At 71.7% G+C, this 11779-nt stretch carries 11 protein-coding genes; 7 read left to right on the top strand and 4 right to left on the bottom strand.

What is annotated here, in order from left to right; all coding sequences use genetic code 11:
• Positions 1–132: 132 nt before the first annotated feature.
• Entirely contained in the window at positions 133–1089 is a 957-nt protein-coding gene (locus tag CW359_RS09190) for an ROK family protein (protein WP_105969321.1), read from the top strand.
• A 290-nt stretch (positions 1090–1379) separates the two neighbouring features.
• Here the strand turns inward: CW359_RS09190 and CW359_RS09185 are convergent, their stop codons facing one another.
• Positions 1380–3407 carry an NPCBM/NEW2 domain-containing protein gene (locus CW359_RS09185; RefSeq protein ID WP_198655168.1) on the bottom strand — a complete coding sequence of 676 codons (2028 nt, stop codon included), beginning with the start codon at positions 3405–3407 and terminating at the stop codon, positions 1380–1382.
• Positions 3408–3650: 243 nt separating this feature from the next.
• Here CW359_RS09185 and CW359_RS09180 point away from each other — a divergent pair, with 243 nt between their 5' ends.
• Positions 3651–3854: a hypothetical protein gene (locus CW359_RS09180; protein ID WP_105969319.1), complete on the top strand. Its 204-nt coding sequence runs from the start codon at positions 3651–3653 to the stop codon at positions 3852–3854.
• Positions 3855–3996: 142 nt separating this feature from the next.
• Entirely contained in the window at positions 3997–5052 is a 1056-nt protein-coding gene (locus tag CW359_RS09175) for an NUDIX hydrolase (RefSeq protein ID WP_105969318.1), read from the top strand.
• A gap of 270 nt (positions 5053–5322) precedes the next feature.
• On the opposite strand, the gene CW359_RS09170 is transcribed toward CW359_RS09175, so the two are convergent.
• Entirely contained in the window at positions 5323–6678 is a 1356-nt protein-coding gene (locus CW359_RS09170; protein ID WP_105969317.1) for a dipeptidase, read from the bottom strand.
• A 135-nt stretch (positions 6679–6813) separates the two neighbouring features.
• Between CW359_RS09170 and CW359_RS09165 the strand changes: the two genes are divergently transcribed.
• Positions 6814–8025, top strand: a complete 1212-nt coding sequence (locus tag CW359_RS09165) for a geranylgeranyl reductase family protein (protein ID WP_105969583.1) — start codon at positions 6814–6816, stop codon at positions 8023–8025.
• A gap of 37 nt (positions 8026–8062) precedes the next feature.
• On the opposite strand, the gene CW359_RS09160 is transcribed toward CW359_RS09165, so the two are convergent.
• Positions 8063–8518, bottom strand: a complete 456-nt coding sequence (locus tag CW359_RS09160) for a nitroreductase family deazaflavin-dependent oxidoreductase (protein ID WP_105969316.1) — start codon at positions 8516–8518, stop codon at positions 8063–8065.
• A 175-nt stretch (positions 8519–8693) separates the two neighbouring features.
• On the opposite strand from CW359_RS09160, the gene CW359_RS09155 reads away from it, so the two are divergent.
• The 3 genes from CW359_RS09155 to CW359_RS09145 all read left to right on the top strand — a co-directional run bounded on the left by CW359_RS09155 (position 8694) and on the right by CW359_RS09145 (position 11464).
• Positions 8694–9395, top strand: a complete 702-nt coding sequence (locus CW359_RS09155) for a TetR/AcrR family transcriptional regulator (protein WP_105969315.1) — start codon at positions 8694–8696, stop codon at positions 9393–9395.
• A 99-nt stretch (positions 9396–9494) separates the two neighbouring features.
• Positions 9495–10802: a sensor histidine kinase gene (locus tag CW359_RS09150; RefSeq protein ID WP_198655155.1), complete on the top strand. Its 1308-nt coding sequence runs from the start codon at positions 9495–9497 to the stop codon at positions 10800–10802.
• Positions 10799–11464, top strand: coding sequence for a response regulator (locus CW359_RS09145; protein ID WP_105969313.1), 666 nt, complete (start codon positions 10799–10801; stop codon positions 11462–11464). The genes CW359_RS09150 and CW359_RS09145 overlap by 4 nt, the downstream gene beginning before the upstream one ends.
• Here the strand turns inward: CW359_RS09145 and CW359_RS09140 are convergent.
• Positions 11425–11760, bottom strand: a complete 336-nt coding sequence (locus tag CW359_RS09140) for a DUF6332 family protein (protein ID WP_105969312.1) — start codon at positions 11758–11760, stop codon at positions 11425–11427. The genes CW359_RS09145 and CW359_RS09140 overlap by 40 nt on opposite strands.
• Positions 11761–11779 lie beyond the last annotated feature (19 nt).

Here is an 11779-nt window from a genome sequence, read left to right as displayed (position 1 = left end):
GTGGCGTCGAGCATAGAGCCTGGACAACGTTGTCAGATCCAGGGGACACTGTCCACCGCTATCTCCGGCCTGCGCCCCACCGTCAGACCGGTCTGCCCTTTTTACCTTGGTCTACAGGGAGATCTGACACTGATGCACACCGACCTCGTGGCCGCGCTCGACATCGGCGGCACCAAGATCGCCGGAGCGCTGGTGGACGGCCACGGCCGGATCCTGCTGCGCGCGCAGCGCCCGACGCCCGCGCGGGAGGACGGCGAGACCGTGATGCGGGCCGTCGAGGAGGTCGTCGCCGAGCTGACCGGATCGCCGCTGTGGGGAAGCGCGAGCGCCGTCGGCATCGGCAGCGCGGGGCCGGTGGACGCCTCCACCGGCACGGTGAGCCCGGTGAACGTACCCGGCTGGCGCGACTACCCGCTCGTCGACCGCGTCCGCGCCGCGACCGGCGGACTGCCCGTCGAGCTGATCGGTGACGGCGTGGCGATCACGGCGGCCGAGCACTGGCAGGGCGCCGCCCGCGGCCACGACAACGCGCTGTGCATGGTCGTCTCGACCGGCGTCGGCGGCGGCCTGGTCCTCAACGGTCGGCTGCACCCCGGCCCCACCGGCAACGCGGGCCACATCGGCCACATCAGCGTCGAACTCGACGGCGAACCCTGCGCCTGCGGCTCCCGTGGCTGTGTGGAGCGCATCGCCAGCGGCCCCAACATCGCCCGCCGCGCCCTGGCGAACGGCTGGCAACCGGGCCCCGACGGCGACACCTCGGCCGCCGCCGTGGCCGAGGCGGCCCGGGCCGGCGACCCGGTCGCGGTCGCCTCGTTCGCCCGTGCGGCCCAAGCGCTGGCGGCGGGCATCGCGGCCACGGCGACCCTGGTGGAGATCGACGTCGCGGTGATCGGCGGCGGGGTGGGCAAGGCGGGCGACGTCCTGTTCACACCCCTGCGCGCGGCCCTGAAGACGTATGCGACGCTGTCGTTCGTCCAGCGGCTGGAGATCGTACCGGCGCAGATGGGTACGGACGCGGGGCTGGTCGGCGCGGCAGCGGCGGCGTTGACGCGGCGGGTGGGCGATGCGGCGGAGGCGGGTGTCTGAGGGGAGTGCCTGAGGGGGTGGGGGCGGGGTTGAGGGCGGGTGGGTGAGTTAGTGACGGTGTGAGGGCGGGGGCGGGGGCGGATGCACGTGTGGGCGCGGGGGTGGGTGTGCGAGGGCGCGGGTGGGTGCGGGTGTGCGAGGGCGGGGCTGGGTGCGGGTGTCGGCGCTGGGTGTCGGCGCCAGCGTCGGCCGCGGTGTTGATGTCGGCGTCGGTGTCGGTGTCGGCCGGAACGATCCTTCAGTGGCCGACGCCCGCACCCCCTCCTCGTGCCTACTGCTGACCGGTCGGCTCAGCAGCTCACGGTCGCGTCCGCCCAGTCCGCGTGGTCCGAGTCGATGCCGTCGCCTCCGTCGGTCACGACCAGGCGGATCGTGCGGGCGCCGGTCACCTCGGCCGTGAGGTGTTCGGCGGGCATGGCGTTGGTGAGGACGCCGGTCGAGGCGACCTTCGTGCCGTCCGCCCAGATCTCGAAGGCGACGGTGCCTCTGGTGCCCTTCTCGTCGTCGACGCCCACGTCCGCGCCGACCGTCTCGCAGGCCGCCCCGGTGTAGAACTCGACGGCGCTCGACGCGTGGACGCCGAGCCCCTTGGCGTACTCCACCCCGCCGACAGTGATCGGATGTCCGTCGCCCGCCGCGCTCTCCCCGTTGCTGGTGTTCCGCTCGACGGGACCGTATCCATTGGTGGCCGACAGCCACGGGAGGTCGCCGAGCGAGGAGGTGCCGACGGGCGGTGCCACCACGACGGACGCGGTCAGGGGCAGGGCTGTGGCGACGCGCACACCCGTCGGCGAGCGGTAACTCGCCCTGAGAGCAAGGTCGTACGAGCCCGGTGGCGTCCCCTGTGGCGGCGTGAGCGTCCAGCGGGTGCGCAGGGACGTGCCTGGCCGTACGACGGGGGCGGTGGTCGGTGACTTCGCGCGAACTGCCCATCCCTCGGGGGCTGTCAGCGCGACCGAGACGCGGTTGGCGGGTGTGCGGCCCAGGTCCGTGAGCGTCGTCGTGAGGGTGGTCGGCGTGCCCGCTTCCACCAACAGCGCGTTGTCCACGGCGAGTTCGACGGCCGGCGGGTAGTGGGACCAGCGCGGGTCGGCTGTCACCCGTACCAGGACCGTGCCGTGGGCCGGGACCGTCGCCGAGACGGTGCCCGCGGTGTTGTACGTGCGGTGCTGCCACAGGTCGCGCAGGGTGTACGCGTCCGCCACGGGCAGGCCGATCGCCGTCGCGGTCGTCGTGATGCGGCGGGCGCTGCCGGTCTCGTTGAAGAGGGCCACCGTACGGCTGCCGTCCGCCATCTCCTTGGCGACGACCCAGCCGCCGTCCTCGGACGAGACGACCGTGCCCTGGCGGCCCAGCGGGTCCTGGTCGACCGCGACGACCTCGCGGTTGCCGAGGATGGAGAAGGTCTCGTCGGAGGCGGACCTGAGGTCGGAGCCGATGAGGAGCGGCGCGGCCATGATCGCCCACATCGAGAAGTGCGAGCGGTACTCGGTCGCCGTCATGCCGCCGTTGCCGACCTCCAGCATGTCGGGGTCGTTCCAGTGGCCTGGACCGGCGTACTGGGCGAGGGGCAGGTTCCGCTTGAGGATCGACAGCATCGAACCCCAGGTGTCGCTGATGTCCCCGGTCGTACGCCACAGTTGGCCGACGTCCGCCGCCCACTCCCAGGGCTTGTTCTGGCCCCACTCGCAGATGCTGTAGACGATGGGCCTACCGGTCGCGAGGAGCGCGTCGCGCATGGTCGTGTAGCGCGACTTGGCGTCCACGCCCTGGTTGTTGCAGTTGTCGTACTTGAGGTAGTCGACGCCCCAGTCCGCGAACTGCCGGGCGTCGCTGTACTCATGGCCGAGCGCTCCCGGGAACCCCGCGCTGTTGCACGTCTTCGTGCCCGCGCTGGTGTAGATGCCGAGCTTGAGGCCCTTGGCGTGCACGTAGTCGGCAACTGCCTTGATTCCGTTGGGGAATCGGACGGGGTCGGGCACGAGTTTCCCGTCGGCGTCGCGCTGTGGGAGTGCCCAGCAGTCGTCGAGGTTGACGTACTCGTAGCCGACGTCCTTGAGGCCCTTCGTCACGAAGATGTCCGCGATCCCTTTGACCATGGCCTCGTTGAACTCCGCGCGGCAGTGGGTGGAGTTCCAGTTGTTGAAGCCCATCGGAGGGGTGAGTGCCGGGCCGGCGGATCGAGTGGGGAGGGCGGGTGCTGCTTGCGGGGGAGCGGCCAGAGCCGGGGCGGTGAGTCCGGTGGTGAACAGGAGTGCCGTCGCGGCTAATGCTCCGATCACTCTGTGAGGGGTTGTGCGGGTGTGAAGGTGACGCATCATTACGTTCCTCCGTACTCGCGAGATATGGGATGACGTCATGTCCGCGTCATCGGTGTGTGTTCACGGTAGGCCGTATACCGGCGGGCGGCCATACCTCCGATGTCCGGGCGGCTTGGCCGGAGTCGGCGTGGAGTGGGGGAAGGGCGAGTGAAGGGTGGGGGATGGGTGGAGGAGGGGTGGGAGTGGAGCGGGAGTGGATCTGGGCGTGACCCCCGCCCGGGTTCGGCAGTTGAACCGGGCATGAAGAAGCGCAGCATGCTCGCCATCGCCTCACTCGCCACCGGGTTCGTCGTCGCGGCGATCACCCCGTCCCACGGCCTGGGGGCCGACGCCCTCGGTGATCTGAACGTGGACGACACCCTCAGCGCCCTCGACCACACCGTCGCCAGCGACAGCCTGGCCGTGGACGACGACGCGGTGGGAGGCGGCAGCACGACCGGCTGACGTGCCGGAAGTGTTCGCAGTGGCGCCGGTGTTCCGTGTGACGGGGCACCGGCGCCACTGTGTCTGCGGCCTCAACGTGATCTGGTTTCCGTGGCAGGGTGGAGCGGGCAAGCCTCAGGGGTCCAACAGAAGAGGGGGAAAAGTGATCGTCTGGGTCAACGGCGCGTTCGGTGCGGGAAAGACCACCACCGCACGGGAACTGATCGAACTGATCCCGAACAGCACGCTCTTCGACCCCGAGGTCATCGGCGGGGCACTCGCACAACTGCTGCCGCCCAAGCGCCTCGCCGAGGTCGGCGACTTCCAGGACCTGCCGATCTGGCGCCGGCTCGTCGTGGACACCGCCGCCGCCATGCTCGCCGAGCTGGGCGGCACCCTCGTGGTGCCCATGACGCTCCTGCGGCAGGAGTACCGCGACGAGATCTTCGGCGGCCTCGCCGCCCGCCGCATCACGGTCCGCCATGTGCTCCTCGCCCCGGCGGAAACGATCCTGCGCGAGCGAATAGCCGCCCGGGAGGTCCCGCCCGACCTCCCCGACGGCGAGATACGGATACGGCAGTGGTCGTACGACCAGATCGAGCCGTACCGGACGGCGCTCGCCTCCTGGCTCACCGTCGACGCCCACCCGGTCGACACCAGCGCGCTCACGCCGTACGAGACGGCGGTACGGATCGCGGAGGCCGTCAGCGCCGGGACCGCGCCCGTGTGCGACATCGTGCAGACCCCGGAACCCACCGGCGAGACGGTGGCCTCCGGGGTCCTGCTCTTCGACGAGCAGGACCGGGTGCTGCTCGTCGACCCGACGTACAAGCCCGGTTGGGAGTTCCCCGGCGGTGTCGTGGAACGGGGCGAGGCACCCGCGCGCGCGGGCATCCGCGAGGTCGCCGAGGAGACCGGCATCCACCTCACCGACGTACCCCGTCTCCTCGTCATCGACTGGGAGCCACCCGCACCGCCCGGCTACGGCGGCCTGCGCCTCCTCTTCGACGGCGGACGCCTCGACAGCACCGAGGCCGGCCGCCTGCTGCTGCCGGGCCCCGAACTCCGCGACTGCCGCTTCGTGAGCGAGGAGGAGGCCGCGGACCTGCTCCCACCGATTCGCTACGAACGCCTGCGCGGGGCCCTGCGGGCGCGTGAGCGGGGGGCTGCGCTGTATCTGGAGGCGGGGGTGGCGGTGGGGGAGGTCGGGGTGGAGTAGGGGGGGCGGGGCTGCGGAACGTGGAGTGCGGGGTGCGACCGGGAGCCGGCCGACGCGGGTGAGCGGCTTCCGGCACGCCGATCCCGCCGCCGCGGGCGCCTGCGACGGGCCGCTGGGCAGGTCCCGGTCCTGCCTGCCGCGCCCGGATCACGACGACTTCCGCTGCGGCGCCGAACGTCGGCCGATGGCCAAGGCCGCGCCCCCGGTTAGGGGCGCAACCCTGGCCGGGCTGCCGCCCTGGCTGTCCGGCCTTCGGGGCTTTCGGGTGGGTCAGGATGCCGCGTAGTTGCGGAGGAACAGGGCCTCCGTCACCGACAGGTGTTCCAGTTCCTCCGGGGACACGCTTTCGTTCACCGCGTGGATCTGGGCCTCCGGCTCGCTCAGGCCGATCAGGAGGATCTCGGCCTGGGGGTAGAGCGACGCGAGGGTGTTGCAGAGGGGGATCGAGCCGCCCTGGCCCGCGTACTGCATCTCCTGGCCGGGGTACGCGACCGACATCGCTTCCGCCATCGCCGTGTATGCCGGGCTGGTCGTGTCCGCGCGGAACGGCTGGCCCTGGCCGATCTGTTCCATGCTCACGCGCGCGCCCCACGGCGTGTGTGCCGTGACGTGGGCCTCCAGGAGCTTGGTGGCCGCCGCCGCGTCCACGCCCGGCGGTACGCGGAGGCTGACCAGTGCGCGGGCGCTCGCCTGTACGGACGGGGTGGCGCCGACCACCGGTGGGCAGTCGATGCCGAGGACGGTGACCGCGGGGCGTGCCCAGATGCGGTCGGCGACCGGGCCGGTGCCGATCAGGTCGACGCCGTCGAGCACCTTTGCGTCCGTGCGGAACTGCTCCTCGTCGTAGACCAGTCCGTCCCACGACGCCTCGTCTGTGAGTCCGTCGACCGTCGTCGTGCCGTCCTCGGCCCGCAGGGAGTCGAGTACGCGGATCAGCGCGCTCAGCGCGTCCGGCGCGGCCCCGCCGAACTGGCCCGAGTGCAGGTTGCCTTCGAGGGTGTCGATCCGGACCCGCAGCATGGTCATGCCGCGCAGCGTTGACGTGACCGTCGGCAGACCTACCCGGAAGTTGCCGGCGTCGCCGATGACGATCGTGTCGGCGGCGAGCAGCTCCGGGTGTTCCTCGGCGTACCGCTCCAGACCGCCCGTACCCATTTCCTCCGAACCCTCGGCGATCACCTTGACGTTGACCGGCACGCCGCCGTTCGCCTGGAGGGCGCGCAGCGCGAGCAGGTGCATGATGAGGCCGCCCTTGCAGTCGGCGGCCCCGCGTCCGTACCAGCGGCCGTCGCGCTCGGTCAGCTCGAACGGCGGGGTCTCCCAGCCGGCCTCGTCGAGCGGCGGCTGCACGTCGTAGTGGGCGTACAGGAGGACGGTCTTCGCGCCTTCGGGGCCGGGCAGGTAGCCGTACACCGACTGTGTGCCGTCCGGGGTGTCGAGCAGGGCCACGTCCTGGAAGCCGTCGGCGCGCAGGGCGTCGGCGACCCAGTTCGCGGCGGCCTCGCTCTCGCTCTTCGGGAACTGCTCGAAGTCCGCCACCGACTTGAACGCCACCAGTTCGGTGAGTTCCGCCCGGGCCCTCGGCATGAGGGAGGCGACGGTCTCGGCGACCGGATTCGAGGACATGGGCACGCTCCTTGTGGGTGCGACGTTGTACGAATGTAGTGCTGTGATCCTCCCACAGCGGACTGTGGCGACGCCCGCCGTAGGATGCGGAGGAACAGGTGCGGCAGGCGGATGGATCAGGAGCAGCAGACCATCGTGAGCAGCGAGAACTCTTCGGCGGACGACGTGGCGCAGCAGGTGTGGGACGTCGTCGTGGTGGGCGCGGGACCGGCTGGGGCCTCGGCCGCGTACGCGGTGGCGGTCGCGGGCCGCAGTGTGCTGTTGCTGGAGAAAGCGGAACTGCCCCGCTACAAGACGTGCGGCGGCGGCATCATCGGTCCTTCGCGCGACTCGCTCCCGCCGGGCTTCGAACTGCCCTTCCAGGACCGGGTGCACGCGGTCACGTTCTCCAACAACGGCCGTTTCACCCGCACCCGGCGCTCCAAGCAGATGCTGTTCGGCCTGATCAACCGGCCGGAGTTCGACCAGCAGCTCGTCGAGCACGCCCAGAAGGCGGGCGCCGAACTGCGTACGGGCGTCACGGTGTCGCGGGTCGAGCAGCACGGCTCGGCGGTGCCGGACCGGCGGACGGTCGCCGTGGTGCTGCAGGGCGGCGAGACCGTCCTCGCCCGCGCGGTCGTGGGCGCGGACGGCAGTGCCAGCCGCATAGGAGCACACGTCGGGGTGAAACTCGACCAGGTGGATCTGGGCCTTGAGGCGGAGATCCCGGTGCCTGAGACCGTCGCCGAGGACTGGCAGGGGCGGGTGCTCATCGACTGGGGCCCGATGCCCGGCAGTTACGGGTGGGTGTTCCCCAAGGGGGACACACTGACCGTCGGCGTGATCTCCGCGCGCGGTGAAGGCGCGGCCACCAAGCGGTACTTGGAGGACTTCGTCGCCCGGCTGGGGCTGGCCGGCTTCGAACCGAGCATCTCCTCCGGCCACTTGACGCGCTGCCGTGCCGACGACTCGCCGCTCTCGCGCGGTCGGGTCCTGGTGTGCGGTGACGCGGCGGGGCTGCTGGAGCCGTGGACCCGGGAGGGCATCTCGTTCGCGCTGCGCTCGGGGCGGCTCGCGGGGGAGTGGGCGGTCCGGATCGCGGAGGCGCACGACGCCGTGGACACCCGCCGTCAGGCCCTGAACTACGCGTTCGCCATCAAGGCGGGGCTCGGTGTCGAGATGGCCGTCGGGCGCAGCATGCTGAAGGCGTTCGAGCGGCGTCCCGGTGTCTTCCACGCCGCCCTGACCGGCTTCCGGCCCGCGTGGAACGCCTTCCGGGACATCACCCGGGGCTCCACCTCACTGGGCGAACTGGTACGCACCCACCCGATGGCCGGCCGCGCCCTCACCGCGCTCGACCGGCCCTGACGCGCACGGCAGGAGTGACGGCACATACCGTCGGCGGTCACGGCTTGACGGTGATCCGGAAGACCGGGTGCTTGGGGGCGGCGGCGAGCAGTTCCTCGTCGGTCGAGTCTGCGGTGACGTCGCCGAAGAAGCGGCCCACCTCCCAGCCCCACTTCTTGAGGTAGGTGCGCAGGACGACGGTCTTCTCCGCGTCCGGCAGCTCGACCGCCGTGAACTCCTGGACCCGGCGCCCGACCTTGAGTCGTCCGCCGCCCGCCGCGCGCATGTTCCGCACCCACTCGGAGTGGCCGCGCGCCGAGACGAGGTAGGGGCCGCCCTCGTACGGCAGCGGGTTGACGGGCACCTTGCGCCACTCGCCGCTCTTGCGGCCGAGCACCGACAGCTCGGCGCTGCCCATGAGGCTCACGCCGCGGCGGGCGAGCCAGCCGATGAGGTTGTTGAGGGCGCGGTCGAAGGGGTTGGGCTTGATGTAGTGGGCCGACGGCGACGTCATGGTGTGCTCCTGGAGTCAGAGAGTGTGGGAGAGCGGCGCTCTCAAGCGAGAGCACTGCTCTCGCTTGAGAGCAGTGTGCCGGAGATCGGCGATCCAATGCAAGAGCACTGCTCTCTTTTTAGTTCGGTGCTCTCGTTTGTGTGCACTGCTCCGAAAACATGGAACACTCACCCCCATGAGCACCGCACAAGGAGCCCGCGCCCGCGCCAGGATCGAGGTCACCTCGGCGATCAAGGACGAGGCGCGCAGACAGCTCGCGGCGGACGGCGCCGCCAAACTCTCGCTACGGGCCGTCGCCCGTGAACTCGGCATGGTCTCCTCCGCGCTGTACCGCTACTTCCCCAGCCGTGACGACCTCCTGACCGCTCTCATCATCGACGCCTACGACTCCCTCGGCGAGGCCGCCGAGACCGCCCACGCCGCCGTCGCGGACGTCGGCCCGCTGCGCCGCTGGGTCGCGGTGTGCGAGGCGGCGCGCGGCTGGGCGCTCCGGCGTCCGCACGAGTACGCGCTGATCTACGGCTCGCCGGTACCCGGCTACCAGGCGCCCGACACGACGGTGCCGGCCGCCTCGCGCGTCGGGCTGCTGCTGATGGGCATCGTGCGCGACGCCCACCGCAGCGTCGGTGTGGCGCGTACGCCGATCCCCGCCGAACTGCGCCCCGAGGCCGATCGGCTGGCCGCCGACCTAGCCCCGGATCTGCCGGCGGAGGTGTCGGTGGCGCTCGTCGCGGCCTGGGCGCAGGTGTTCGGGCTGATCGGGTTCGAGCTGTTCGGCCAGTTCAACCGCGTGGTGGAGGACCGGGAGACGTTCTTCCGGTACTCCGTGAGCCGGATCGGCCATGGGGTGGGGCTGGTGTTCCCGGGGAATCCGTAGGGAGCGCACGGCACCGGTGGCCGTACTTCCGGGGGAGTACGCCCGCTCACCTCGCCCGGTGGACGCCGTCGGCGGGGCGGGCCGTCTAGCGTGGCCGGCATGGACGAGCAGCGCGTACGGGGACCCGGGGGAGGGCCGCCCCGCTGGTGGGGGCCGGGACACGGGCCGCCCCGGTGGGGCCGCCGGTACGGGGAGGACGGCCCGGGGGCGGATGCGGGCCTCGGGCGCTGGCCCTGGCGTTCGACCGTCCTGCTGACCGTCTTCGTGCTCGCCGGTTCGACGTACGCCGCCGAGCAGCAGGTGGGCGAGCGTGCCGACCTGGACCTCTTCGCGCGCGTCCTGCTGGTCCTCGGCTCGGGACTGCTGCTGTGGCGGCAACGGCACCCGGTGCTCGTCGTCTTCGGCACCGCCACCGCCGCGATGGTCTATCTCGGCGCCGGATACCCGTACGGGCCGGTCTTCCTGACCGTCGCGGTGGGCTGCTTCAGCGCTGTCGTCGCCGGGCACCGCCGGGCCGCGTGGGTGGCCGTCGGGATGCTCTGGGCCGGGCATGTGCTGATCGCGCACTGGTTGTACCGCTGGCTGCCGCCGGCCGGGGACGAGCCCGCAGGGTGGGGGCAGGAGATCGTGGTCGCCGCCTGGGTGGCGGCCATCGTGGCGGTCGCCGAGCTGGTCCGGGTGCGGCGGGAGCAGTGGGAGCGGGAGCGGGCCGAGCGCGCCCAGGCCGCCCGGCGGCGCGCGGACGAGGAGCGGCTGCGGATCGCGCGGGAGCTGCACGACGTACTCGCGCACAGCATTTCGGTGATCAACGTGCAGGCCGGGGTCGGGCTCGCGCTGCTCGACTCCGACCCCGAGCAGGCCCGCAGCGCGCTCACCACCATCAAGGCGGCCAGCAAGGAGGCGCTCGGGGAGGTACGGCAGGTGCTAGACAAGCTGCGTACGCCGGGGGACGCGCCACGCACTCCGGCGCCGGGGCTCGACCGGCTGCCCGAGCTGGTGGAACAGGCGGCGGGGACCGGGCTCACCGTCGAGGTGCGGGGCGAGGTGCCGAAGCTGCCGCCGGGTGCCGATCTGGCCGCCTTCCGGATCGTGCAGGAGGCCCTCACCAACGTCGTACGGCACTCGGGTTCGCGGCACGCGCGCGTGCTGGTCGAGGTCGACGAGGCGGACGGCGCGCTGCGGCTGCGGGTCGACGACGACGGGCCCGCGACCGGCGCCGACGCGGGCGGCAGCGGGAACGGGCTGGCCGGGATGCGGGAGCGGGCCGCCGCCCTCGGTGGCACGATCGAGGCGGGGCCGCGCGTGGACGGCGGTTTCCGGGTCCTGGCGGTGCTGCCGCTGAAGTTGCCACCCCTCAAGATGCCGCCCCACAAAGTGCCGCCGCTCAGGGCGAAGGAGGACCGGTGATCCGTGTACTGCTCGCCGACGACCAGTCGTTGGTCCGCGCGGGGTTCCGGGCGCTGCTCGACGCACAGCCAGACATCGAGGTGACCGGGGAGGCCGCCGACGGGGAGGAGGCGCTGCGCGGCGTACGCCAACTGCGCCCCGATGTAGTCCTGATGGACATCCGGATGCCCGTGCTGGACGGCCTGGCCGCGACCCGCCGCATCACCGAGGACACGGCGCTGAACGACGTCAGGGTGGTCATGCTGACCACCTTCGAACTCGACGAGTACGTCTTCGAGGCGATCCGCAGCGGTGCCTCCGGCTTTCTGGTGAAGGACACAGAACCGGACGAACTCCTGCGCGCGGTAAGGGCGGTGGTCGCGGGCGACGCGCTGCTCTCGCCCGGGGTCACCCGGCGCCTGATCGGCGAGTTCGCCGCCCGCTCGAAGGAACCGGCAGCCGCCGACTCCCTGTCCGGGCTCACCGAGCGGGAACGGGAGGTGATGGCCTTGGTCGGCATCGGCCTCTCCAACGACGAGATCGCCCGCCGCCTGGTCGTCAGCCCGCTCACCGCCAAGACCCATGTGAGCCGCACGATGGTGAAACTGGGCGCCCGCGACCGGGCCCAACTGGTCGTGCTGGCCTACGAGTCGGGGTTGGTACGGCCGGGCTGGCTGGGCTGAGTCGCGACACCGCTGTCGATCTCACGGGTGAAGCGGATCAGTACGCTCACCACGCGCGCCATGAACAGGACGGCACCCAGCGTCGCCCCGGCGGCGACGAGCACGTCCCGCACGGTGTCCGACAGTCCGAAGACCAAGGCCGGTCCGGCCACCACCCCGAAGACGAGGGCCGCCAGCAACACGGCACTGCACAGGGCGTATCCGATCTCGATCGTGACCGCGTCCCGCCGGGCCTGGGGGCTTCGCGTACGGCCCTGCCCCACATGCTCCCCGTGATGTCCCCCGTGACTGTCCATCCGGTGAGTCAAACAGGCG

The organism is Streptomyces geranii (assembly GCF_002954775.1).
Lineage (GTDB): Bacteria > Actinomycetota > Actinomycetes > Streptomycetales > Streptomycetaceae > Streptomyces > Streptomyces geranii.
This window is presented reverse-complemented; position numbering and strand designations above follow the sequence as displayed.